This window comes from Terrabacter sp. RAF57 (assembly GCF_052113925.1).
GTDB lineage: Bacteria > Actinomycetota > Actinomycetes > Actinomycetales > Dermatophilaceae > Terrabacter.
In genome coordinates this window covers 73,934-98,616 of the sequence record NZ_JBFRDT010000016.1, presented here as the reverse complement: position 1 = coordinate 98,616, position 24,683 = coordinate 73,934, and the positions used below count along the sequence as shown (strand labels likewise).

Sequence of the window (24,683 nt, the reverse complement as noted above, 5' to 3'; positions counted from 1 at the left end):
AGGACCGCGACGACGAAGTCGACGAGCCGGGCGTGCGCGTCGTGCAGGTCGGCGGCCAGGGACGCGACGTGGTCCCAGTCCTGCTCGATCTGCTGCGTGCTCCGGCTCTGCTCCATACCCTTGATCGTACAGGTGTTCGAACGCCCGGACAAGGCTTGTCCACACGAAAACGTCTGTCCCGCAATGGTTTACCTCTCAACGGGACGCGCCGGACGGCATACCTCTGCGGCTGGACGGCCGCTCGTGGGTAAGGATGGGGCATGCCAGAGCCCACGCGCCCGCAGACCCCGGACGACACCATCGGGGCGCGTGACCTCACCGCCTGGCACACCCGCTTCGGCCGGTGGCTCGTCGACCTCTTCGCCGTCCTGGCCCGAGTCTCGCGCCCCGCCGCACGACGCGTCGCATCGTGGTCCTCCGCGCACGTGGCTTTCGTGGTCTTCGCCGTCATCGCACTCGTCGTCATGGTCGCCCTCGTCGAGGGCATCGAGACGGTCTACGAGGGTGTCGTCGGGCGCGACGGGCTGACCGCCGTCGACCAGCCGGTGCTCGATGCGGCGATCACGCTCCGCTCTCCCGGGCTCGACTCCGCGGTCACGGCCTTCACCGACGTCGGCGGTCCGGTCGGCATGCCGATCCTCGCCCTCGTCGCCGTCGCGATCATCACGTGGCGCCGGCGCCGGTGGACGCCGATCGTCCTCACCGTCATCGCCGCGGCCGGGTCGCTCGCGATGACGATCGTCGGCAAGAACGTCGTCGACCGTGCGCGCCCACCGGCCTCGCTCGCCGTGCCACCGCTCGAGCTCTCGCCGTCGTTCCCGAGCGGTCACACCCTCAACGCGACGGTGCTGACGACGATCGTGGTCTACCTCGTCCTCATCGAGACGACGGCCGCCTGGCAGCGGACCCTCGCGATCACGATCGGCACGATCTTCGTCCTCACGATGGGGCTCTCTCGGGTCTTCCTCGGGCACCACTGGCTCACCGACGTGCTCGCCGGCTGGCTCATCGGCTTGGCCTGGGCCCTCGCCGTCATCACCGCCCACCGCCTCTGGCTCACCCTGCGAGAGCGGCCCGAGACGGTGCGCGGCGAGGCCACCGACACCACGGACACCGCTGTCGCGTGACTACTCCTTGACCGCGCCCTCGAGCGAGCCGGAGATGATCCGCTTCTGGAAGACGAAGAACATCAGCGCCACCGGGATCGTCATGAGCACCGCCGCGGCGAGCTTGAGCGGGTAGCGGTTGCCTGCGCCCAGCGCTCCCGTGAGCAGCCCGGCGACACCGGTCGTCAGGGTGTTCGTCTCGGGCGAGGCCCGCGACACGAGGAAGTGCGGCAGCTCGTTCCACGACGACTGGAACGCGATGATCGTGATGGTGATGAGCGCCGGCTTCGCGACGGGCAGCACGACCGACCAGAAGGTTCGGAAGACGCCGGCCCCGTCGAGCTTGGCGGCCTCCTCGAGGCTGACCGGGATCGACTCGAAGAAGTTCTTCATGATGAAGACGCCGGCCGCGTCGGCGACGAGCGGCAGGATCATGCCGCTGTACGTGTCGTACATCCCGAGCTGCTTGATGATGAGGAACTTCGGGATGAGCAGCACGACGCCCGGCACCGCCAGCGTCACGACGATCGCCAGGGTCACCGCCCCGCGGCCGCGGAACCGCAGGCGCGCCAACGCATACCCGGCGAGCGAGTCGAAGAAGACGCGTCCCGCGGTGACGAAGAGCGCGACGACCACCGAGTTGGTGAACCACAGCCCGAAGTCCTGCTGGAAGAGCTGCTGGTAGGCCGCCGTCGTGAAGTTCGACGGGATGGGGTTGAGTGGGTTGGCCGTCGCGTCCGGGTCGGTCTTGAAGCTCGTGCCGATCTGGATGATGAAGGGGAAGAGGTAGAGCAGCGCGAAGACCGTGAGCGCCGAGTAGCCGAGCGCCTTGAGGATCGCCGTCCGCCTCGCGTTCGGTCGTGGAGCCGCCTTCGGCGTCTCGGGCTCGGGGAAGCTGACGTGACGGTCGGTCAGGGTGGTCTGGCTCATGTCGTCGGTCCCGTCGTCGACGTCGGGTGCTGGGGTGGTGCGCCGACGGGCTGGCTGCGCAGCCGCCCGAAGAAGCCGCGCGTGCTCGAGTCCCGGTCACGCAGGATGAGCGACTGGATGGCGGTGAAGACGATGATGATCGCGAAGAGCACGAACGACATGGCCGTGCCGGATCCCCACTGCCCGTTGTTGATCGACTGGTCGTAGCTGAGGAAGGCCGGGGTCAGGGTCGTCTTGCCCGGGTTGCCCTTGCTCATGATGTAGACCTGATCGAAGACCTGCCACGTGCCGATCAGCCCGAGGGTCAGCACCGTGAAGAGCGTGGGGCGCAGCAGCGGGATCGTGATCGAGCGCATCGTCCGCCAGCGCGACGCGCCGTCGATCGACGCGGCCTCGTAGACGTCGGCCGAGATGTTCTGCAGTCCCGCGAGGAAGAGCAGCATGTAGCCGCCGGCAGACACCCAGATGACGAGCGCGATGATCGTCAGCATCGCCACGGACGGGCCGGAGAGCCAGTCCCACCAGGTCAGCCCGAGGAAGTCGCGCGACGTCAGCGCCGCCGGACCGGCGCCGTCAGCGCCACCGCCGATCCCGACCCAGCCGAGCATGATGTGGAGCACGCCGCGCGGGTCCGCGAACCACTGCGGGCCGTCGATGCCGAAGATCCCGAGCAGGGCGTTGACCGAGCCGCCGCCGGCGAAGAGGAAGAGGAAGACGGACGCGATCGCGACCGAGCTCGTCACGGACGGGAAGTAGTAGGACGTGCGGAAGAAGCTGAGGCCCTTGAGCCGTCGCTGGTTGAGCAGCAGCGCGAGGGCGAGGGCGAGCACCGTCTGGATCGGCACGACGATGAGCACGTAGTAGAAGTTGTTGCGCAGCGACGTCGCGAAGTCGCTCCGGGTCAGGGAGTCCTCGGTCAGCAGCTGCCGGTAGTTGTCGGCCCCGACGAAGGAGACGCCCGAGCTGAGGGGTGAGCCGCGGCCGTTCCAGTCACTGACGCTCACCCAGAAGGCGATGAGGATCGGCGCGACGAGGAACAGCCCGAGGACGATGATGACGGGGCTGACGAAGAGCCAGCCCGAACGGGTCTCTGACGCGCGTGCGGATCCGCCTCTGCGCATGGTGGTGCCCTCCTGGTCAGAGGAGTGGCGTGGGGACCGGGATGGGGGCCGGCCGCCACGCCGGGGGTGGGGTCGGGAGGACTTACTTGAGGACGGYGTCGCCGTTCTTCTGGAGGCGGGCCAGCATGGCCTTCGGGTCGGCGCCCGGCAGGCCCTGCAGCTGCGTGTCGAAGTCCTTGAGCACGGGGTCCATGCCGGCGACGGTGACCGGGCCCTGGGCGTACTCCGCTCCGGCGAGGAACGCGGCCTCGTCGGGGAAGGCGGCCTTGTAGCCGTCGGAGGCCGACTTCAGGGACGGCATGACGCCGAGGCCCTTGGCGAGCGCGAGGGCCGGCTCGGCGGTCGAGAGGTACTTGACGAGGTCGACGGCCGCGGCCTGGTTCTTGCTCGCGGAGGCCACGCCGTAGCACTGCGTGAACGACAGCGTGCCCTTGCCCTTCGGGCCCTCGGGCAGCTCGAAGGCCTTCCACTTGAGGTCGGGGAAGTCGCTCTTGACGGCGCCCTTGATCCAGTTGCCCTCGATCGTCATGGCGGCCTTGCCCTTGCCGATGGCCTCGCCGCCCCAGCCGGAGTCGACGCCCTTCGGGTAGGACGTGGAGCCGCTCGCGAGCAGCTTCTGCACCTCCTGCAGGCCGGCGAGGTTCTCCGGGGAGTCGGCCGTCATCTGGGTCTGGTCGGCGTTCGTGATCCAGCCGCCGGCCTGCTTCATGAAGGCGCCGACGCGGTCACGCGTGTCGCCGATGACGAGGCCCTTGACGCCGCCGGTCGTCAGCTTCTTGGCGACGGTCTCGAGGTCGGCCCACGTCTTGGGGACGTCGGCGTCGGTCAGCCCGGCCTTGGTCCACAGGTCGGTGTTGACGATGAGGGCAAGCGTCGAGAAGTCCTTCGGCGCGCAGTAGAACTTGTTGTCGTACGTGAAGGTCTTGACGAGGCCGTCGTAGAAGTCGCTCTTCATGTCGAGCTGGTCGCCGTAGGCCAGCATGTTGCCGGCCTTGGCGTACGTCGGGAAGACGTTGGCGTCGGTGAAGAAGACGTCGGGCGGTGAGCCGGCCGCGAAGCCCTGCGTCAGCTGCTGGTTGATGTCGGAGGCGGCGACGACCTCGACCTTGTTGCCGGTCTGGGTCTCCCACGCCTTGACGGTGTCCTGCTGGAGCTTGACGTCGGCCGGGCCGTTCGAGGTGATCATGAACTTGATCGTGACCGGGCCGCTCGCGGGGGGCTGCGTCGCGCCGCTGCCGCCGCCGTTGTCGAAGCCGCCTCCGCCGCCGCACGCGGCGAGCGCGAGCACTCCGGTGAGGCAGGCTGCGACGGCCGCCGTGGTGGTCTTGCGTGACATCGGTGTCTCCTGTTTCGGGTGTGGTGTGGGTCAACGGCACGTGCCCCGTGGATCAGGGGCGTATGCCGGGTGGGTCGTCGTCGGACCGCGCTTGCTTGGCGGTGGGTCGGGTGTCGGCACGCGTAGGGGCGGCCGGCTCGCGCACGCTCGAGGCGCGCACGGTCAGGGAGGGCTCGAGCAGCACCGGGCCGGGCGTCGACGTGGGGTCGACGAGCATGTCCCAGGCGGTGCGGGCGGCCTCGGCGACGGGCTGGTGGACGCTCGTCAGCTGCATGGCGGCGGCCACGTCGGTGTCGTCGAAGCCGACGACCCCCACGTCGCGCCCGGGCTCGAGGCCGCGGTTGCGCACGGCGCGCAGGACGCCGAGGGCGAGCAGGTCGGAGGCGCAGACCACGGCCGAGTCGGGTCCGAGCCGGTCGAGCAGGCGCGCGGCGGCGTCGGTGGCCTCGTCGAGGTCCTGGACCGCCTCCGCGGTCGGAGCATCGCCCGTGACGCCGAGCTCGGCGAGGCCGTCGGACCAGCCCTGCCGGCGGTTGTCACCGACGGGTGAGCCGGCGGGCCAGCCGAGCCAACCGATCTGGGCGTAGCCGGCCTCGGCGAGGTGCCGCACGGCCTGGAGCACGCCGGCGTGGCCGTCGACGTCGACCCAGCGCGTCAGCTCGGGCAGGTCCCACACGCGTCCGAACGACACGAACGGCACGTGCTGTTCGAGCAGCCAGGGCGGGCGGGGGTCGGAGTGCCGGGTGTCGGCGAGGACGAAGCCGTCGACGAGGCCGCTCGCCAGGGTCTGGCGGTAGCCCGCGATGACGTCGTCGGGGTCGGGCGCGAAGGCGACGAGGTGGCTGGCGTGCGACGGGGCCGACACGGTGAGCTCGACGAGGAACTCGTCGAGGATGTGGCCGAGGCGGCGGTGGCCGGACGGGTTGACCTCGAAGCCGTAGGCCGAGGCGCGCTGGCGGCGCAGCTGCTGCGCGGACACGTGCGGGGTGAAGCGCAGCCGCTCGATCTCACGGAGCACCCGCTCGAGGGTGTCGGGGGCGACCTTGTGCGGCCGGTTGAGGGCGTTGCTCACCGTCTGGCGCGACACGCCCGCAGCCTCGGCGACATCGACGATCGTCGGGCGCGACGGGGTGACGACAGCGTCGCGCCCGGCCTCTCGGCTCTCGTCGGTGGTCACCCGTCACGCTCCCTTGCGCTTGGTCGCGGCCCGCCTCGGGGCCGTGTTGATCGTTCAAACCAGATCAGACTTGAACGTTCATACGTGAGGGAGCATGCTCTTGTCTGCCCCGATGGTCAAGCGTGCTTGACCATTCCGTGACAGGTTGGTCGGGCGCCCTCGGCGTCCCCCAGCACCCCTCCGGCAACGACCCCTGCTCCCGACGGAAGGCCCCTCGGTGTCCGAGCGCGACGCGCCGCTCCCCCCTCGCCAGCCCTGGCTGCACGAGCTGTCCATCGTCGTCGACGGGAACGCGACGGTGCTCTCGGACCGCTCGGGTGACGTGCTCCCCGGCACGAGCCAGGGGCTCTACGTCGACGACCGGCGCATCCTCGGCACGCTGCGCCTCGAGGTCGCGGGAGAAACACCGGACTTCGTGGCCGAGCGCGCGTCGGGCGCCGCCGCCGACTACGCCGCGGCCGCGCGCGGGCTGGGCAACCCCGGCCCCGACCCGACCGTCGAGGTGCTCCGCAGCAGGCGCCTGCTCGGCTCGGGCACCCGAACCCTCACCGAGCACGTCGCCATCACCTCGCGGGCCGCGCAGACCGTGCAGGCTCCCCTTCGACTCGTCGTCGCCGGCGACGGCCTCGACATCGGCGCCGTGAAGTCCGGCCACCTCAGCGGGCCCCCCACCGCGGCCACCGCGACGGCCAACGGTCTCGTCCTCACCGACGACTGGCACCGCACGACCGTCGCCCTCGAGGAGCTCCCCCCGGGCGCCACGGTGGCCGTGCGGCCGGGTGACGACGGTTCCGTCGCGCTCGAGACGACCCTCGTCGTCGAGCCCGGACGCACCACCTCGGCCTGCCTGCGCATCACCACGGAGCGGCTGCAGGCTTCCGCCTTCGACGCCGACCCCGGCTCCGACGCGCTGGCCTGGGACGACGTGCGCGTCACCGCCCAGGACCACCGGCTCGCACGCACCGTCGAACGTGGCCTCGACGACCTGCGCCACCTCGTCCTGCGCGACCCGGAATCGCCCGATCACGTCTTCGCGGCAGCCGGAACCCCTTGGTACCTCACGCTCTTCGGCCGCGACTCCCTCTGGACGGCACGCCTGCTGCTCCCCTTCGGCACCGACCTGGCCGAGGGGACGCTGCACACCCTCGCCCGACGCCAGGGCACGACGCACGACCCCGTGACGGGCGAGGCGCCCGGCAAGATCCCGCACGAGCTGCGGCGCCACGTGCACCGCGACACGACCACGGGGATGACGCTGCCGCAGGTCTACTACGGCACCGTCGACGCGACCGCCCTCTGGGTCTGCCTCCTCGCCGAGGCGTGCGACTGGGGCCTGCCGCCCGAGCGCGCCCGCCCCCTGCTGCCGCCCCTGCGGGCGGCCGTCGCCTGGCTCATCGGCGACGGTCAGCCCGGCGACGACGGTCTGCTCAAGTACCTCGACACGTCGGGTACCGGCCTCGCCAACCAGGGCTGGAAGGACTCCGGCGACTCGATCCGCTGGCGCGACGGCACCGTCGCCGACGCCCCCATCGCGCTCGTCGAGGCGCAGGCGTACGCCGTCGAGGCCCTCCGCGCCGCCGCACGCCTCCACCGGTCGCTCGGTGACGACGACACCGAGGCCGCCACCGAGGCCGACGCCGCGGACGCCGCGGCGACCGCTCTCGAGGGCCGGGTGCGCGACCGCTTCTGGGTCGACACCGACGCGGGCCACCACCTCGCCATCGCCCTCGACGGCGCGGGCCGAGCGGTCGACGGGCTCGGCTCCAACATGGGCCACGTGCTCGGCACGAGCGCACTGACCCCCGCCGAGGCGGCTTCGGTGGCGGCCACCGTGACCGGTCGCGAGCTGCTCGACGACTTCGGCGTGCGCACCTTCGGCACCGGCAACGGCGGCTTCAACCCCATCGGCTACCACACCGGCTCGATCTGGACCCACGACACCGCGATCACGGCGATCGGTTTGTCCCGTGAGGGATTCGGCGCCGAGGCGAGCGAGGTCGCGCGGACCCTGCTCGCGTCGGCCGAGGCCTTCTCCTACCGTTGGCCCGAGCTCTACTCCGGTCTCGCGCTGGCCGGTGCGCCGACGCCCTACCCGGCGTCGTGCCGGCCGCAGGCGTGGTCGGCGGCCTCCGCCGTCGCGTTGCTCACGGTGGCGCTCCGTCCACGACCCGACGCGGCCACCCGAACGCTGCACCTCTCGCCGGTGCGACCCGCCCCCTACGGGGCGCTGCGCGTCGAGGGATTGCGCTTCTGCGGCGGCCGCGTCGACCTCGCCGTCTCGGCCGACGGTGATGTCGAGGTGCTCAGCGCACCCGACGACGTCACGGTCGTCACCGACTGAGGCGACGGCATACTCCACGGCATGTTCCCGGAGGGCCGGGGCTCCTAGGATCGGCAGGGTGAAGCCGGCGATCATCCTCGTGTCCGAGACCCGCTGCGACGAGCTGCTCGACGAGTTCGGGCGCTACGCCCGCGACTACGAGCTGCCCACCGCCACCTCCGCGCACGAGGCGAAGCTGGCCGCGAAGCGCGTCGTCGCCGAGGGCGGCCAGGTGGCGATGTTCGTCACCGAGTCCCGCCTGCCCGACGCCGACGTGCACGAGGCCTTCCACTGGTGGCGCCAGACGGTGCCGACCGCCCGCCGGGTCATCGCCGCGCACGTGTCGACCTTCAGGGAGGACGCCGAGCGTCTCCGCGGTGGCATGGCCAAGGGCAAGTACGACGCCTACCTGCTCGCGCCGCGGGGTGCCCGCGACGAGGAGTTCCACACCGCCATCTGCGAGCTGCTGTCCGACTGGGGCTCGACGGTGGCCGAGCCCGAGGTCGTGGCGGTTGCCCTCGTCTCGCCCGACGAGGACGCCCTGACCCTGAGCATCCGCGACTACCTCGACCGGATGGGCCTGCCCAACCGCGTGTACGCGCCCGAGAGCGAGAAGGGCCGGCACGTCCTCGCGCTCGTCGCTGCCGAGAGCGGCGAGGCGGAGTTCCCGCTCTTCATGGACCTCAACCAGCGCGTCGGCAGTGCCAGGAGCGTGCGCGACGTCGCGTCCGCGATCTACGGCCGCCCGGCCGACGTCGACGTCGACCGCGTCGTCGACGTCGCCATCGTCGGAGCCGGCCCAGCGGGTCTCGCGGCCGCCGTCTACGCCTCGTCCGAGGGACTGAGCACCGTCGTGCTCGAGGCCGAGGCCGTCGGCGGGCAGGCGGGCACCTCGTCGATGATCCGCAACTACCTCGGCTTCCCGAGGGGCATCAGCGGTATGCGGCTCGCCCAGCGGGCGCGCAACCAGGCCATCCGCTTCGGCACGCAGTTCTTCTCCGGCTGGCCGGTGACGTCACTCGTGCCCGGCGAGGTGGACGCCGAAGGCGTCCTCGCGCCGCACCGCCTCCGCACCGAGGGCGGCGACCTGCTCGCCCGCGCAGTCGTCGTGTCGGCCGGGGTGAAGTACCGCCGCCTCGACGCGCCGGGCATCGAGCGCCTCGTCGGGCTCGGCGTGCACTACGGCAGCGCCATGACGGCGGCCCGCGAGATGGAGGGGGCCGACGTCGTCGTCGTCGGTGGCGGCAACTCGGCGGGGCAGGCGGCGATCCACCTGGCCCGCTTCGCCCGCACGGTGACGATCCTCGTGCGGCGCGCATCGCTCGCCGAGACGATGTCGAGCTACCTCGTCGGCGAGATCGCCTACAACCCTCGGATCTCCGTGCTCGCCTGCTCCGAGGTCGTCGAGGGTGGGCCCGGCGAGGACGGCCGGCTCGGGTGGGTCACCGTGCGCAACACCGCCGACGGCACGCAGGAACGGCGCGAGTGCCGCGGCCTCTTCCTGCTCATCGGCGCGGCGCCGCACTGCGACTGGCTGCCCGACGAGGTGGTCCGGGACGAACGGGGCTTCGTCCTGACCGGCCGCGACGTGCCGCAGGACCGCTGGCGCGACGGTCTGCCGCCCGAGAGCCTCGAGACGACGGTTCACGGCGTCTTCGCGGCCGGGGACATCCGCGCGGGCTCGATGAAGCGCGTGGCGTCGGCGAGCGGCGAGGGCGCCTCGGTCGTGCCGCTCGTGCACGCCTGGCTCGACCCGTCGCACTGACGACCGGGACGAGGACGAGCGGTCAGAGGCGGATGAGCTGGCCGTCGCGGAACGAGTAGCGGTAGGCCGTCGTCGTCGCCGCCGGCAGGTTGGCCGGGTGAGCCGCGTGGTTGCGGTGCGGGTGCGGCGTCGGTGCGGACGCGGTGCGGACGGGCGTCAGACCGCCGGCGACGCCTGCGGCGTGCGCCTCCCCGGCCCCCAGGGCCGTGGTGCCGACGAAGGCGACGGCAACGGCAGCGCCGGCTGCGCCGAGGCCACGACGGAGCGTGGCACGGAAGGTCGAGGGAGCAGTTCCGGGGCGGGGTGTCGTGTCCATGTCCCCACGTTCGCGCCGGTGCCTGTGGGGCATCTGTGCCCGGGTGATGCATTCGGCATGGGCTGGGCGGCCTTGTGCCGCAGCGGCGTTCAGCCCCGGAGGGTACGTTCCATCTCGTCGGCCACCACGAGCGCGGCACCGGTGCCCTCGGCACGCATCCCCGCGATCGCTCCCTCGCGGTCGGCGTCCGACCGGTTCTGGCTCAGCTTGGCCTTGCCCTCGACCGACTGGACGACGACCTCGATGCCGACGATGGCCCGCAACCGCCCGCGGACGTACTTCGGCGGGGCATCGGTGACGGACCACGGCAGCTCGCGCCCGGACTCGTGCCGCTCGGTGAGCCGGGTGACGACGTCGAGCACCCAGTCGGGGTCGTCGTGGACGGTGACGGCGCCACGCAGCTGGACCTCGGTGTAGTTCCACGTCGGCACGACGCGTCCGTGCTCGGCCTTGGTGGCGTACCACCCCGGGGAGACGTACGCGTCGGCACCGCCCACGACGACGAGTCCTGGCGACCCCGGCGCGATGCGCGCCCAGTGGTCGTTCGCCCGGGCGAGGTGGCCGACGACGCGGTCGCCGTCGACGATGACGGGCAGCAGGGTGGAGTCCGGACGACCGTCGGGCCCGACGGTCACGAGGCGTGCGGCCGGATGGGCCGCGAGGAAGGCCGTGACGTCGGGGTCGGCCATGGCGTTCGCCGTGGGCACGTACATCCTCCGATGGTGCCACGCGCCCGGTGGGCGAAGCTGCACGGAGCCCGCCGACGGGGGTCGACGGGCTCCGGGGTGTGGGATGGGCTTCAGCTGTGCCGGTGCGGGGCCCTACGGGGTGCCGCGGTCCAGGGACGCGGGCTGCCGGCGTGCGGCGCGGGCACGACGTGCAGGTCGGCGCCCCCGGGACGCTCGGCGGAGGGGTCGAGCCGCTCGGCGAGGCTGCGCAGCAGGAGTGCGGCCCGGACGTGCCGGCGGGTGCGACCCGACTTGGGGGCGTGGTGGCGGGCGGCGACGCGCTCGACGATGCGGTCGCGGGCGATCGCCTCCTGGGGCGACAGGCTCAGCGTCCCGGTGCTCATGCGAGGCTCACCTGCGCCCGCTTGACCCGGATGTCGCCGCTGCCCGAGTGTACGACGAGGCGCGCCTGGGCCTCGGAGTCCCCCGGTCCCGAGGTCTCCTCGAGGTCGATGTCGACGTCGCCGGTGACGGTGTTGAGGTCGAGGTAGGCCGCGACCCCGTGGGCGACGGCGATGGTGACGTCGCCCGTGCCGGTCCTGGCCCGGACCTCGCCGCCGTGCACACCGTCGAGGCTGACGTCCCCCGTGCCGGTCGTCAGCTCGAGGTCGCCGGTCGAGGCGCCGATGTGGAGGTCGCCCGAGCCCGTCTTGGCCTTGACCGCCGCGTCGGAACGGCGGAGGGAGATGTCGCCGCTGCCCGACGTCAGGTCGAGGCGGCCCCCGCCCGTGCCGACGGTGATGTCGCCCGAGCCGGTCTTGGCGTCGAGGTCGCCGCTCGCCGACTGGAGCGTGATGTCGCCGGAGCCGGACTTGAGCCGGGCCGAGCCGACCTCGTGGAAGGTGAGGTCACCGGCCCCGGTGGCCGCGCGGACCTCGCCGAGCAGCCCGGCCGCCGTGATGTCGCCGGCCCCCGTCTTGGCATCGACCGTGCTCGACGCCGGCAGCTCGACCTCGACGTCGACCGAGCCCTTGGTGCCGAGCGAGAAGAAGCTGTCGCGCAGCTTCGGCGCCAGGACGGACACGTCGTTGCCGTGGGCCTCGACCGTGAACTTCTCGGCGATCTCGGCGCCGTGCTTGCCGTGCGGGTGCAGGCGGACGGTCGTCGTCGGACCGGTGCCGACGGTCAGCGTCAGGTCGCCGACGAGGAGCTCGGCCTTGAGGGTGATGGGACCCGTCGTGTCGAAGCGGGTCTCGAGGGTGGTGCCCATGGGAAATCCCCTTTGCTCTGTGGTCGTGAGGGTGGCGGTCGTGCTGTCGGTGCGCTGGCCGTGAGGCGTCTCGGTGCCGGTCATCGGACCCAGCCCTGCACGCGCTTGTTGGAGGAGCGGTTGCGGCCGGGGGCGCCGGGCCCGAACTGCGGGCCGGGCGGCATCGGCGGGAAGCCGGGCATCGGCGGCACGCCGCTCCCGGTGGCGGCGCGGACCGCGTTGACGATCCACGTGTTGAGCGACTGGCCGCGGCTCGTCGCGAGCTCCTCGGCCCGGACCTTGAGGGCCTCGGGCAGTCGGAGCGTGATCCGCGACGTCTCGGCACCCTCGTCCTCGGGTGACACCACCGTGGTGTCAGCGGTGTCGATCGCCTGGGTGTCGTCGGCGAGAGCCGACGGGCCGCCCCCGACGACGACGAAGACGGGCTCGCGGCCCTGCAGGCGGACCTCGACGGACGTGCCGTCGAGCTCGTTGGTGATCTCGGCCGCAGCGTGCGAGAGGGCGTCCATGAGAGCCAGGCGTGCTGACGAGTCGAGCGCGAAGCCGATCCGCTCGGCGGCCTGCTCGGTCTCCGGACCCATCGCCCTGGCCGCCTGGGCGAGATCCCGACGCAGTGCGTCGACGTACTCGGTGATGTCCATGTGCATCACTATGACACCACCGTGGTGTCACGTCAACACCATGATGACGCCGACGTGTCACGGGGTACGTTCACCCCACTCCTCACGCCTCGCTGAAAGGTGCCCGATGCGCAGCCTCGGAACCTCCGACCGCCCGTCCGTCCGCGCCGTCTCGTCCGCCATCGAGAAGGTCTCCTCGCGCACCCGGGCGCGCCAGTTCGTGCGGGTCATGAACCGGATGGGCGCGTCGCCCGCGGCGATCCTGCCGTTCGTCCAGGACTCCCCGAACTTCACGAACCGCCGCTTCGAGGGCGAGGAGCCGTCCCTGCGTCCGCGGGTCAAGGCCCAGACGAGCGCCCTGCTCGCGGCGATCCGGGTCAGCGGCCGGGGCCGGCCGGCGGGCACCGTGCCGGTCGTCACGGCGAAGCCGCCCCGGCAGCCGGGCGAGCTCGCCGTCACGTGGTACGGCCACGCCACGAGCGTCCTCGAGATCGACGGTGCCCGCTTCCTCATCGACCCCGTCTTCAGCGAGCGTGTGTCGCCGATCCGGCACTCCGGGCCGAAGCGGATGCACCCGGTCCCCGGGTCGATCGCCGACCTGCCGAGCATCGACGCCGTCCTCATCAGCCACGACCACTACGACCACCTCGACCAGCCGTCGATCGTCCGGCTCGAGGAGACGCACCGGCCGCACTACGTCGTGCCCCTCGGCGTCAACGCCCACCTGCTCGCCTGGGGCGTGCCCGAGTCGCGCATCACCGCGCTCGACTGGCGCGGCCAGACCGAGGTCGCCGGCATCCGGCTCACGTGCACCGAGGCGCGGCACAACTCCGGGCGCGGGCTCGTCGACAGCCAGACGCTGTGGGCGGGCTGGGCCCTGCACGGCCCGCGCCACACGGCCTACTTCGCCGGGGACTCGGGCACGTCGAAGCGCTTCGCGGCGATCGGCGCGGACCTCGGCCCGTTCGACGTCACCCTGATGCCGGTCGGGGCCTACGACTCGTTCTGGCCCGACATCCACATGGACCCGGAGCAGGCCCTCGCCGCGCACCGCGACGTCAACCGCATCGGCGACGAGGCCCACGCCCTCACCGAGGACGCCGCGGGCGTGGCCGACGACTTCATCGAGGGCGACCAGCGCATCGACACGCCGGGCGGCACCCACGAGGAGGGCGATCCCACCGAGACGACCCGCACCGTGCAGACCGCCGCACGCGAGTCGCTCCTCATCCCGATCCACTGGGCCACCTTCAACCTCTCGATGCACTGGTGGGCCGAGCCCGTACGCCGCATCCGCCGGGCCGCGGTCGAGGCGCGGGTCCCCGTCGCCTTCCCCCGCGTCGGCGAGCGCGTCGACCTCACGACCGGTGACGCCGTCAGCGTCGCGGCCGCCCACGCCGAGCCGTGGTGGGAGGACTGCGCGGCGCCCGAGGACCGCGACTGAGGGTCGGGAACTCGGGCGGCCCGCCCGACGCTGGACGAGAATGACGGCAGCCCGCACTCGCGTGGCCGCCCGAGCCGTGAGGCACGACAGGCAGGAGAAGCCCGTGCAGCTCCCGATCCTCCGACGGATGGGCGCGTCGACCGCGACCCAGCGTCAGCGCGCGAGCGCGTCGCCGAACTACCGCGACGGCGAGTTCCGCTCCCACGAGCCCACGCACGTCGTCGCGACGTCCGAGGCCGAGGGCCCGGGCAGCATCCTGACGACGATGGTCCGCGAGTTCGGCCGCGGCCGACCCCGGGGCACCGTCCCGCTCGTGACGCCCCGGCACCCGCACGAGCCCGCCGACCTGGCGGTCACGTGGTACGGCCACGCGACGAGCGTCGTCGAGCTCGACGGGCGACGCTTCCTGCTCGACCCCGTCTTCGGCAAGCGGGCCTCGCCGTCGCTCGTCGCCGGGCCCAAGCGCCTCCACCCGGTCCCGGGCCGCATCGCGGAGATCCCGCACCTCGACGCCGTCGTCATCAGTCATGACCACTACGACCACCTCGACGAGCCGTCGATCCGGCAGCTCGAACGCACCCACCGCCCGCACTACGTCGTGCCGCTCGGGGTCGACGCGCACCTGCTGGCGTGGGGCGTGCCCATCGGGCGCATCACGAGCCTCGACTGGCGCGAGGAGACCGAGATCGCGGGCATCCGCATCACGTGCTCCGAGGCCCGACACTTCTCGGGCCGCGGCTTCGTGCGCAACCAGACACTCTGGGCGGCCTGGTCGCTGCGCGGGCCGCGCCACGCGGTCTTCTTCGGGGGCGACTCGGGGCCGACCCACCGCTACGCCGACATCGGTGCCGACCTCGGACCGTTCGACCTCACGATCATCCCGATCGGCGCCTACAGCGTGCACTGGCCCGACATCCACCTCAACCCCGCAGAGGCGATCGACGCGCACCTCGACGTCAACAAGGGTGAGACCGACGCGGTCCTGCTGCCCATCCACTGGGCCACCTTCAACCTCGCGACCCACTGGTGGAGCGAGCCGATCCGCTGGGCGCGACGAGCTGCCGCCGAGCGTGGGGTGCGTATGGTCGCCCCCCGCGTCGGGACGCGGATCCAGTTGAGCGACAACGACATCGACGAGGTCGTCGCCGCGCATCAGGACCCGTGGTGGGAGTCGTGCGCCGACCCCGAGGACCACGACTAGGAGCCCATCCGCTCCGACGGAGCGGCGTCAGCGCTCGCCCTGTGGGCTCTCGAGCACGCCACCGCTCGCGTATGCCGGGTCGTGGCGGTCCGTCGGCTCGCCCGGCGTGCGGAAGATCCACCCGCGCATCGCCAGGAACCTCGCCGCTGTCGACAGCAGGTTGGCCACGGCGACGACGAGGGTCTGGACGAGCGTCCCCGCGGAGGGGGCCACCGTGCCGAGCACGGCGAGCGCGACGGTCGTGGCGGCATACGTGATGGCGAAGATGACGAGCGCCTGGCCGTGGTGCGTCACGAGGTTGCGGCGCCCTGACACCCCGAAGGTCCACGCCCGGTTGAGCCCGGTGTTGACGACCGTCGCGATGACGAGGGCGACGCCGTTGGCCGGCTGGGACGGGGCACCGCCCCGCACCAGGGCCGCGAAGAGGCCGAGGTGCAGGGCGGTGGAGATGACTCCGACGCCGGCGAAGCGGATGACCTGCTGCGAGAGGCGGGCTCGGGACACCGACGCGGAGTCCGACGTGCTCGTCACGGTGGTCCCCGCCGTCACTGGAGGGGCTGGGTCAGGTCGTAGAACGTCGAGCCGTCGATCGTCACCGAGGTGAAGTTCGCCTCCACCCACGAGCTGATCTCCGACGAGGCACTGCTGCCACCGTTCTGGTTGCCGAAGCCCCTGCCGCCACCGGCGAAGTAGTGGATCTGGCCGTTCGCGACGTACTGCTGGAACTGGGCGAGCGTCGGGCTGGGGTCGGAGCCGTTGAAGCCGCCGATCGCCATGACGGGCAGCTGCGTGCCGAGCTGGAGACCGGCCGCCGTCTGGGATCCGACTGCTGCGGCGACCCACGTGTAGTGTCCGGCATCGGCCGAGAGGGCCGCGACGACTGCGGTGCTCGGCGTCGAGGCGTCGAGCAGACCGCCCATGCCGCCGCCACCGGGGCCACGGCTCGACCCGGCGGGACCGGCCGTCACGATGGAGCCGCTGTGGCCCTGGGCGGTGGTCGACACGGCATACGCCCCCGAGCCGGCGAGGCCGGCGACGAGCGCGGCCGCGAGGACGAACGGGACGGCACGGGCGTGCATCCAGCGGGTCGCGAGGATGAGCAGGGCGGCAGCCATGCCGACCGCAAGCACCGAGATGCGCAGCCAGTCGCCGTAGGCCGTCGTCCGCGACAGGAGGATGAAGCTCCACGTCGCGGCGGCCGCGGTCGCGGCGGCGAGGGCGATGGTGCCGACCGCGCTCGAGCGGCGCTGCCAGGCCTCGACCGCACCCATGCCGACGACGGCACCGATCGCGGGGGCCAGGGCCACGGTGTAGTACTCGTGGAAGATGCCGGCCATGAAGGAGAAGACGAGCATCGTGACGACGAGCCAGCCTCCCCAGACGAGGTAGGCGGCGCGGCGCAGGTCCGTGCGCGGGCGACGGCCCCGCAGCCAGACGCCGGCCGCGAGGAGGATCAGCGCGCTCGGGATGAGCCACGAGATCTGGTCGCCGACACTCGAGGAGAACATCCGGAAGAGACCGGTCGAGCCCCACATGCCGCCACCTGCGGTCGGGCCGCCACCGCCGACCGAGCCGGTCTCGTCACCGCTGAGGCGGCCGAGGCCGTTGTAGCCGAAGGTCAGCTCGAGGAACGAGTTGGTCTGGCTGCCACCGATGTAGGGACGGGCCGAGGCCGGGACGAGCTCGACGATCGCGACCCACCAGCCGGCCGAGAGCACCATCGTGCCGACGGCGAGCAGCGAGTGGACGATCCGCTTGCGCAGCGTCGTCGGGGCGGCGATGAGGTAGGCGAGCCCGAAGAAGGGCACGACGAGCAGGACCTGGAGGGTCTTGGTGAGGAAGCCGAGGCCGATGAAGACGCCGACGATCATCATCCACTTCGGCGAGGCCTGCTCGATCGCCCTGATCGTGGCCCAGGCGCCGAGCGCCATGAGGAGCGTCAGGAGCGCGTCGGGGTTGTTGAAGGTGAACATCAGGACCGCGACGGGCGTCAGCGCGAGGACGACACCGCCGATGAGTCCGGCCGCCGCACCGAAGTGGCGCTTGACCGTCGTGTAGACGACGCCGACGGTCGCGACGCCCATGAGCGCCTGCGGCAGCAGGATCGCGAAGGAGCTGAGGCCGAGGAGCCGCACCGAGAGGGCCATCACCCAGAGGGAGGCCGGCGGCTTGTCGACGGTGATCGAGCTCGCGGCGTCGGAGCTGCCGAAGAAGAAGGCCTTCCAGCTGTCGCTGCCGGCCTGGACGGCCGCGGAGTAGAAGGAGTTCGCGTAGCCGCTCGCGGTGAGGTTCCACGTGTAGAGCACGAGAGTGACGAGCAGGAGGCCGAGGAGTGCGGGGCGTGCCCACGACGGGTCGGCGTCGGCTCCGCGCCACAGACGCTGGAGTCGGCCGGGACGACCCGCACGGCTGGCCGGCTGGGTGGTCTGGGGGCGGGCGTCCACCGGCCCGACGGGCGCCGGCGTGGCGCTGCCCGCTGTGCCGGTCGCGCCCGTGGTGGTGAGGGTCATCGTGTCCATGGCTCAACGTTCGGGCGGGCGGCTGTGCCGTTCCTATGACCCGACTTTGGTGCCGGCATGAGGTCCGGGTCGCACTCCGGGCTCACGCCGGAAGCGCGCCATGGCGCACTCCCCGTGGCGTCGAGGTCGGGATGACGGCGGGAAGTGCGCCACGGCGCGGGTCGTCCGGGTGGGGCCCCCGGGCGCGGTCAGGGGGCGGCGGGGAGGAGCAGGCTGAAGGTCGTGTCGCCGGGGCGGCTGTCGAGCTGGACGCGACCACCGTGCGCCTTGCTGACGGCAGCCACGATCGAGAGACCCAGACCGGTGCTGCCACCGTCCCGCACGCGCGCATCATCGCCACGGGCGAAGCGTTCGAACACGTTGGGCTGCAAGGTAGCCGGCACACCTGGTCCGTCGTCGTGGACGGCGACCCGCACCCACTCACCCTCGGGGCGCACCGACGTCGTGACGCGGGTGCCGTCCGGTGTGTGCGTACGCGCGTTGGCGAGCAGGTTGGCCACGACCTGGTGCAGGCGGGCACCGTCACCCGTCACTTCGACGGGCTCGGGCGGCAGGTCGAGGTCCCAGTGGTGGCCGGGCGACGCGGCGTGCGCGTCGCTCACGGCGTTGATGACGAGCATCGACATGTCGACCGTGGTCTCCTCGAGGGGGCGGCCGGCGTCGAGGCGCGCGAGCAGGAGCAGGTCCTCGACGAGGGAGCTCATCCGGTCGGCCTCCGACTCGATGCGGCCCATGGCGTGGGTCACCGTCGGCGGGACGGGGTCGGGCTCGCGGCGCGACAGCTCGGCGTAGCCCTTGATCGAGGCCAGCGGCGTGCGCAGCTCGTGCGAGGCGTCGGCGACGAACTGCCGCACCCGCTGCTCGCTCTGGTGGCGCGCGTTGAGCGCCTCGTCGACGTGGTCGAGCATCTCGTTGAAGGCCGCGCCCACCTGACCGACCTCGGTGCGCGTGTCGGTGTCGATGGGGTCGACCCGAGCCCCGAGCGCGACCTTGCCCGAGTCCAGCGGCGTCTGCGAGACCTTGGTCGCGGTCGCGGCAAGCCGCCGGAGCGGCTCGAGGTTGCGCCGGACGAGCCACGTCCCGAGGACGGCCACGAGGATGATGCCCGCGGCGACCGTGCTGATCGCGAGCACGACCATGCGCCCCACGATGGCGTCGGTCGGGGCGGTCGAGATCCCGGCCACGTAGGTGCCCAGGACCTCGTTGCCGGTCTGGAGATTACGGATCGGACGGGTGGTCGCGACCACGCGGTAGCGCCCGGCGTCCCCGAGATCGAGGGTCTTCGGGACCGATCCGAGGCCAGCCGCCTTGACCATGGCGATCTGGGCGCTCGTGAGACTCGTGCGCTCACCGGACCGGTAGACGTAGCCCGCGTCGCCGTCCGTCGTGAGGAAGACCTCGGTCCGGTCCGCTCCAGGACCGCCGACGGCGACCCCGTCGTTGTCGCCACCGCGGACCGGATGGAGGAGGGAGTCGGAGAGCTGCTTGTCGACCTGTCCGATGAGGGACTGGCTGAGCGCCGTCACGGTGAAGACCGCGGTCATCATGCTGAGCACGGTGAAGAGAGCGAGCATCGAGGCGACGAGCTTGGCGCGCAGCGTCCAGGCCGACCACGGCCGGACCTGGTCGCGCGCGTGGGCGAGGCGCCGGCGCAGCGGCACGCGGGCCTCGGCACCGCCGTCCTGTCCGGACTCGGGACGCACCGCGGCCTCGGCAGGAGCCGGCGCGGCATACGTCATCCGGTCGTCGGTGTCGTCGTCGAAGTCGTCGCGGAAGCCGACGCCCTCGGGGAAGAGGTCGGGCGCGGTCGCGCCGTCGTCGTCGGGCAGGTCGGCGCGGTCCGGCAGCTCGGTGCCCGCCTCAGGCGGCCGGCTTGAGGACATACCCGGCTCCTCGCATGGTGTGGATCATCGGCTCGCGACCCGCGTCGATCTTCTTGCGCAGGTAGGAGATGTAGAGCTCGACGACGTTGGCCTGGCCGCCGAAGTCGTAGTTCCACACGCGGTCGAGGATCTGCGCCTTCGAGAGGACCCGCTTGGGGTTGCGCATGAGGTAGCGCAGCAGCTCGAACTCCGTTGCGGTCAGGTGGATCTCCTCGCTGCCGCGCATCACCTCGTGGCTGTCCTCGTCGAGGGTGAGGTCACCGACGACGAGCACCGAGTCGGACGCCGACACGGCGATGGTCGTGCGGCGCATGAGGGCACGGACGCGTGCGACGACCTCCTCGAGCGAGAAGGGCTTCGTGACGTAGTCGTCGCCGCCGGCGGTGAGGCCCGAGACGCGGTCCTCGACCGCGTCCTTGGCGGTGAGGAAGAGGACGGGCACGTTGCTGTTGTCGGCACGCATGCGTCGCAGCACCTCGAGGCCGTCGAAGTCGGGGAGCATCATGTCGAGCACGACGGCGTCGGGGTCGAACTCGCGGGCCGCGCGCACGGCCTCCATGCCGGTGCCGGCGGCGCGCACCTCCCAGCCCTCGTAGCGCAGGGCCATGCCGAGCAGCTCGGTGAGGTTGGCCTCGTCGTCGACGACGAGCACCCGCACCGGGGATCCGTCGAGTCGCTGGAGTCGGGCCGCTGCGGGCTTGGTCTTCTCGCTCATGTCATCCAGTGAAACCCCTGGGCCTGTGCCGTGACCAGTACCTTCCTGTGCGAATCCTGTGGAGCGACTGTCCCGAAGTCCCAGCGGCTCGATGGCTGCGCCACAGCACCCGCACAGGCAGCCGCCCGACCGTTGGCCCCATGAGCAACGAGTCCACGCCACAGGTCCCGGCGTCGCAGCCGACGCCCGCGCTGCCGCAGTTCGACCCGAACGCGCCTGTCGCCCACCACACCGACGACACCCAGCAGCTCCCGTCGGCGACGACGACCGAGATGCCGGTGACCCCGCCGGCCACGCCGTACGCGTATGCCGTGTCGCCGGGGGCCGCGACCCCCCTCGTCGGTCCCGACGTGCCGCTCTCACCCACCGGCCTGCCCGTCCGCGAGAGGGCGGTCCGCGAGAAGGCGGTCCGCGAGAAGGCGGTCCCCGAGAACCCCGCCGGCGTCGCGGGGACCGGTGACGGGCCTCGCTGGAACGCGAAGAAGACCGCGGTGACCGCCGGGCTCGCGCTCGTGCTGACGTCTGCGGGCGCCATCGGTGCCGCGGCCGCCATGCCGGCCGGGTCGACGGGCGGGGACACGGGCTTCCGCGGTCCGGGCGGCGGCCGCGGCTTCCACTTCCCCGGGGGCCAGCAGGGCCTGCAAGGCCTACAGGGTCAGCAGGGTCAGCAGGGTCAGCAGGGTCAGCAGGGCCTGACGAACCAGAACCCCAACCAGCAGGGCACGACCCCGCAGCAGCTGCCCAACCTGCAGAACGGCGTGCCGGGCGGCGGACTGAGCGGCATCGACCCGAACCAGCTGGGCCAGCTCGACCCACAGGACCTGCTCCAGCAGCTCGGTCAGGGCATCGACCCGTTCTCCGACCAGGACCCCAGCCAGGACCCCAGCCAGGACCCGAGCCAGGACGACTCGAGCTCGTCTGGAAGCGCCACGACGACCTGATCACCGACGCAGCGCTGCCGCGTACTCCTCGAGAGCCCGCGTCGCCCGGTCGACCTCCTCCTCGAGCCGGGCGACGAGGGCTTCGTCGGCCAGGCCTCCCGCGGCCCCGAGGTCCTCGATCTGGTGGCACAGGTCGGCGAGGGCCGAGGCCCCGAGGTTGGAGGCGGTCCCCTTGAGCCCGTGCGCGATCCGGCCCTGCATCTCGGCGTCGCCCTCGGCGCGCGCGCCGACGAGGTCGGACAACCGCTGACGCGAACCCGAGCCGAAGCGGTCGATGAAGCGCAGCAGCAGCGAGGGGTCTCCGGGGTCGAGGTCGCGCAGCTCGTCGAGGCGCCTCAGGTCGAGCACCTCCGAGCCGGCCGCCGCCGCAGCAGCCGCCACGGAATGCGGGCGCGGCGCGGGTCCCGAACCGGTCCAGCGCTGCAGGGTCGAGGCGAGCAGCGCGACGTCGATGGGCTTGGTCAGGAAGTCGTCCATGCCCGCCTGCAGGCACCGCTCCCGCTCGCCGGCGATGGCCGAGGCGGTCATCGCGATGACCGGGAGGCGATGGCCCGGCTCCTCCTGGGCCCGGATCGCCCGGGTCGCCTCGTAGCCGTCCATCTGGGGCATCTGGCAGTCCATGAGGACCGCGACGACGTMGTCACCCCGGGCGGCATGGGCCGCGACGCCTTCGACACCGTTGCCGGCGAGCACGACGGCGTAGCCGAGGCTCTCGAGAACGCCCTGCGCCACGAGCTGGTTGACCTCGTTGTCCTCGACGACGAGGACCGTGCCGAGGTGCCCGTCGGGACCCGGCGGCGCGACGACGGACCTGGCCGTCAGGGGCTCGGGCACGAGGTGGCGACCTGCGACGTCGGCCATCGCGTCGAAGAGCGCGGACGGCATGACGGGCGCCGTGAGCGTCGCGTCGACGCCAGCCTCCTTGAGCGTCGCCACGTCGGGAGGCGGGACGTGCGCGCACACGAGGAGGACGCGTACGCCCGCGAAGCGTTCGTCGGAACGGATCATCCGCGCCACCTGCAGCCCGCCTGAGCCCGAGCCCGGGTCGTCGAGCACGACGACGTCGAGCGGGCTGCCACCGCGGTCGGCCCGGTCGAGCTGGACGAGACCGTCGACGCCGGAGCCGGCCGACGTGACCGACATCGACCATGCGGAGAGCTGCTCCTCGACGCGGACGCGGTGCGGCACGTTCGAGCCGACGACGAGCGCCCGGAGCCCCGACACGGCCGCGGCCTGCGACTCGGAGCGGCCGAGGCTGCGGGCCGAGGCCGGCCCGAACGCCGCGGTGAACCAGAAGGTGCTGCCCTCCCCCGGCTTGCTCTCGACGCCGATCTCGCCGCCGAACGCCGTGACGATCTGCCGGCTGATGGCCAGGCCGAGCCCGGTGCCGCCGTATTCGCGGGTCGTCGACGAGTCGCCCTGGGAGAAGGACTCGAAGAGTCGGGACCGCACCTCGGGTGCGATGCCCGCCCCGGTGTCGGTGACCTCGACCCGCAGCACGGGTCCGGTGTCGGTCACGTGGTCGAGCGCGAGGTGGATGACGACGCTCCCCGAGTCGGTGAACTTCACGGCGTTGGTCGTGAGGTTGGCGACGACCTGCCCGAAGCGCACGGGGTCGCCCGAGACCATGAACGGCACGTCCGGACCGTGGGTCACCGAGAGGTCGAGCGACTTGGCCCGGGCCCGTTCGGCGAGCAGGGCGACGCCGCGCTCGAGAACGGCGGCCGGGTCGAAGTCGACCGACTCGAGCTCGAGCCGTCCGGCCTCGATCTTGGACAGGTCGAGGATGTCGTTGACGAGCTCGAGCAGCACGTGGCCCGCCTGGTCGATGCCGTCGGAGAGCCGTCGCTGGTGCGGGGTCAGCTCGGTGCGTCCGAGCAGCTCGCTCAGGCCGATGACGCCGTTGAGCGGGGTGCGGATCTCGTGGCTCATCGTCGCGAGGAACTCCGACTTGGCCCGGGAGGCCTCCATGGCGGCGTCACGCGCCTGGGCGAGCCGCTCGGCCGTCCACTCCCGGTCGGCCACCCGGGCGAAGAGGGCGGTGATCTGGGAGATCGTCACGGCGTCCGACTCGACGGGCGGCGCTGCGCTGCGCATGTCGAGCACGACGACGCAGGCCACGCGGTCCTCGTTGACGACGGGCACAGCGACGATCGTCGACCCCTCCGGTGACGGCTGCGCCACCACCGACAGGCTGGCCGCAGCACGCGACGCGAAGGCGAGGCCGAGCTCGACCGGCAGGGTGCTCGACTCGATGCCCTCACCCGCCAGGACGGGGACCCCGAGGGTGCCATCGGCGTCGGCGACCGCGGCGAGCACGGGACGCCAGGTCGTGTGCCGGGCCACCTCGGCCAGGACGGCCGGGAGCGCCTCATCGAGCGTCGCCGCCTCGTTGGCCGCGGTCGCCATCGCGGTGACGAGGCCGAGGGCCTGCTCGGCGTCCTTCTTCTCCGTGATGTCCTGGGTCGTGCCGCCCATCCGGATCGCACGACCCTCGGGATCGCGCGTGACGAGCCCTCGACCGCGGATCCAGGCGATGTCACCGGACGTGCGGACCACGCGGGCGTCGAACTCGAACGAGTCCGTGGCGACGAGCGCCGCGCCGACGACCTCGGACACGTGGGCCCGGTCGTCGGCGTGGATGCGGGCGAGGAAGCCCTCGTAGGTGGGGGTGAGGTCGGTGCGGTCCAGCCCGTAGATCCGGTAGAGCTCGTCGGACCACGACACGCGGTCGGCCGTGACGTCCCACTCCCAGCTGCCGATCTTGGCGATCGACTGCGCCTCGGCGAGCTGGTCGAGCAGCTTGCGCTGCGCGCTGTGCTCGCTGACCCGGTGCATCCAGCCCCGCCGCGCGCCCGAGTCGTCGACGAGCGGCGTGTGCGACACGAGCGCCCAGAAGCGGTTGCCATGGGCGTCGAGGAGGCTGCACTCGATGTTGTCGCCGGGCTCGCCCCGGGCCGCGAGCTCGGCGAGGTGGTGGCGGAACTGCTCCTTGCCGATGTCGTCGACGGCGTCGAAGACGGAGAAGCCGACCATGTCGTCGGGGTCGCGACCGAGCAGCTCGGCCATCCGGGCGTTCGCGAAGAGGGTGCGCCCCTCCCCGTCGAAGACCCACAACCCGTCGGGCGAGGCGGCCACCATCCAGCGGAAGAGGTCGTCCCCCGCCGACTCGCGACCGCCCGCAATGCCCGACATGTCCCGATCCTCGCGCATGTGGGGCCGCGGCGCCCGGATGGCGCGCTCTTTTCGGCCCGGGAGGCCGGGCGAGCCGCAGGTGAGCCTCACCTTCGGTGACAGCGTCCCCGGCGGGTGCCACGATCGACGGGCACCGCCCCACCGTCGATCGGAGCA

At 72.1% G+C, this 24,683-nt stretch carries 20 protein-coding genes; 6 read left to right on the top strand and 14 right to left on the bottom strand.

The features are described 5' to 3' along the window. Window positions 1-260 precede the first annotated feature (260 nt). Entirely contained in the window at window positions 261-1,127 is an 867-nt protein-coding gene (locus tag AB4Y83_RS17380) for a phosphatase PAP2 family protein (RefSeq protein ID WP_442297625.1), read from the top strand. On the opposite strand, the gene AB4Y83_RS17375 is transcribed toward AB4Y83_RS17380, so the two are convergent. The 4 genes from AB4Y83_RS17375 to AB4Y83_RS17360 form a co-directional block, all read right to left on the bottom strand. After that, window positions 1,128-2,036 carry a carbohydrate ABC transporter permease gene (locus tag AB4Y83_RS17375; RefSeq protein WP_442297624.1) on the bottom strand — a complete coding sequence of 303 codons (909 nt, stop codon included), beginning with the start codon at window positions 2,034-2,036 and terminating at the stop codon, window positions 1,128-1,130. Beyond that, the gene (locus AB4Y83_RS17370; RefSeq protein ID WP_442297623.1) at window positions 2,033-3,157 is read right to left on the bottom strand and encodes a carbohydrate ABC transporter permease; all 1,125 of its coding nucleotides are present in this window, start codon (window positions 3,155-3,157) and stop codon (window positions 2,033-2,035) included. The genes AB4Y83_RS17375 and AB4Y83_RS17370 overlap by 4 nt, the downstream gene beginning before the upstream one ends. 82 nt (window positions 3,158-3,239) lie before the next feature. Further along, the gene (locus AB4Y83_RS17365; protein WP_442297622.1) at window positions 3,240-4,493 is read right to left on the bottom strand and encodes a sugar ABC transporter substrate-binding protein; all 1,254 of its coding nucleotides are present in this window, start codon (window positions 4,491-4,493) and stop codon (window positions 3,240-3,242) included. 52 nt (window positions 4,494-4,545) lie between these two features. Continuing rightward, window positions 4,546-5,670, bottom strand: a complete 1,125-nt coding sequence (locus AB4Y83_RS17360) for a LacI family DNA-binding transcriptional regulator (protein WP_442297621.1) — start codon at window positions 5,668-5,670, stop codon at window positions 4,546-4,548. 217 nt (window positions 5,671-5,887) lie between these two features. On the opposite strand from AB4Y83_RS17360, the gene AB4Y83_RS17355 reads away from it, so the two are divergent. Together AB4Y83_RS17355 and AB4Y83_RS17350 are read left to right on the top strand one after the other, a co-directional pair. Further along, entirely contained in the window at window positions 5,888-8,011 is a 2,124-nt protein-coding gene (locus AB4Y83_RS17355) for a glycogen debranching N-terminal domain-containing protein (protein ID WP_442297620.1), read from the top strand. Between the two features lie 58 nt (window positions 8,012-8,069). Beyond that, a complete protein-coding gene (locus tag AB4Y83_RS17350; RefSeq protein WP_442297619.1) occupies window positions 8,070-9,755 on the top strand; it encodes an FAD-dependent oxidoreductase in 1,686 nt (561 codons plus the stop codon). Between the two features lie 22 nt (window positions 9,756-9,777). On the opposite strand, the gene AB4Y83_RS17345 is transcribed toward AB4Y83_RS17350, so the two are convergent. The 5 genes from AB4Y83_RS17345 to AB4Y83_RS17325 all read right to left on the bottom strand — a co-directional run bounded on the left by AB4Y83_RS17345 (window position 9,778) and on the right by AB4Y83_RS17325 (window position 12,650). After that, window positions 9,778-10,071, bottom strand: coding sequence for a hypothetical protein (locus AB4Y83_RS17345; protein WP_442276533.1), 294 nt, complete (start codon window positions 10,069-10,071; stop codon window positions 9,778-9,780). 89 nt (window positions 10,072-10,160) lie between these two features. After that, window positions 10,161-10,784: an FMN-binding negative transcriptional regulator gene (locus AB4Y83_RS17340; protein WP_442276532.1), complete on the bottom strand. Its 624-nt coding sequence runs from the start codon at window positions 10,782-10,784 to the stop codon at window positions 10,161-10,163. A gap of 86 nt (window positions 10,785-10,870) precedes the next feature. Next, entirely contained in the window at window positions 10,871-11,143 is a 273-nt protein-coding gene (locus tag AB4Y83_RS17335; RefSeq protein ID WP_442276531.1) for a hypothetical protein, read from the bottom strand. Further along, window positions 11,140-12,009: a DUF4097 family beta strand repeat-containing protein gene (locus AB4Y83_RS17330; RefSeq protein WP_056772331.1), complete on the bottom strand. Its 870-nt coding sequence runs from the start codon at window positions 12,007-12,009 to the stop codon at window positions 11,140-11,142. Before AB4Y83_RS17330 ends, AB4Y83_RS17335 begins: the two co-directional genes overlap by 4 nt. Window positions 12,010-12,089: 80 nt before the next feature. Next, window positions 12,090-12,650 carry a toxin-antitoxin system HicB family antitoxin gene (locus tag AB4Y83_RS17325; protein ID WP_056772334.1) on the bottom strand — a complete coding sequence of 187 codons (561 nt, stop codon included), beginning with the start codon at window positions 12,648-12,650 and terminating at the stop codon, window positions 12,090-12,092. Window positions 12,651-12,756: 106 nt separating this feature from the next. On the opposite strand from AB4Y83_RS17325, the gene AB4Y83_RS17320 reads away from it, so the two are divergent. Continuing rightward, complete coding sequence (locus AB4Y83_RS17320; protein ID WP_442297618.1) at window positions 12,757-14,073, top strand: MBL fold metallo-hydrolase; 1,317 nt, start codon at window positions 12,757-12,759, stop codon at window positions 14,071-14,073. A gap of 103 nt (window positions 14,074-14,176) precedes the next feature. Continuing rightward, window positions 14,177-15,274 carry an MBL fold metallo-hydrolase gene (locus AB4Y83_RS17315; RefSeq protein ID WP_442297617.1) on the top strand — a complete coding sequence of 366 codons (1,098 nt, stop codon included), beginning with the start codon at window positions 14,177-14,179 and terminating at the stop codon, window positions 15,272-15,274. Between the two features lie 27 nt (window positions 15,275-15,301). Here the strand turns inward: AB4Y83_RS17315 and AB4Y83_RS17310 are convergent, their stop codons facing one another. The 4 genes from AB4Y83_RS17310 to AB4Y83_RS17295 form a co-directional block, all read right to left on the bottom strand. After that, window positions 15,302-15,805, bottom strand: coding sequence for a GtrA family protein (locus AB4Y83_RS17310; protein ID WP_442276528.1), 504 nt, complete (start codon window positions 15,803-15,805; stop codon window positions 15,302-15,304). A 14-nt stretch (window positions 15,806-15,819) separates the two neighbouring features. Beyond that, the gene (locus AB4Y83_RS17305) at window positions 15,820-17,793 is read right to left on the bottom strand and encodes a glycosyltransferase family 39 protein (protein WP_442276527.1); all 1,974 of its coding nucleotides are present in this window, start codon (window positions 17,791-17,793) and stop codon (window positions 15,820-15,822) included. A gap of 188 nt (window positions 17,794-17,981) precedes the next feature. Beyond that, window positions 17,982-19,676, bottom strand: a complete 1,695-nt coding sequence (locus AB4Y83_RS17300; protein WP_442297616.1) for a sensor histidine kinase — start codon at window positions 19,674-19,676, stop codon at window positions 17,982-17,984. After that, on the bottom strand, window positions 19,654-20,391 hold the full coding sequence (locus tag AB4Y83_RS17295; protein WP_020142123.1) for a response regulator transcription factor: 738 nt from the start codon (window positions 20,389-20,391) through the stop codon (window positions 19,654-19,656). Before AB4Y83_RS17295 ends, AB4Y83_RS17300 begins: the two co-directional genes overlap by 23 nt. A gap of 140 nt (window positions 20,392-20,531) precedes the next feature. Between AB4Y83_RS17295 and AB4Y83_RS17290 the strand changes: the two genes are divergently transcribed. Then, on the top strand, window positions 20,532-21,332 hold the full coding sequence (locus AB4Y83_RS17290; RefSeq protein ID WP_442297615.1) for a hypothetical protein: 801 nt from the start codon (window positions 20,532-20,534) through the stop codon (window positions 21,330-21,332). Here AB4Y83_RS17290 and AB4Y83_RS17285 read toward each other — a convergent pair whose 3' ends face one another. Next, a complete protein-coding gene (locus tag AB4Y83_RS17285; RefSeq protein ID WP_442297614.1) occupies window positions 21,333-24,527 on the bottom strand; it encodes a response regulator in 3,195 nt (1,064 codons plus the stop codon). It lies immediately after the preceding gene. Between the last annotated feature and the right edge of the window lie 156 nt (window positions 24,528-24,683).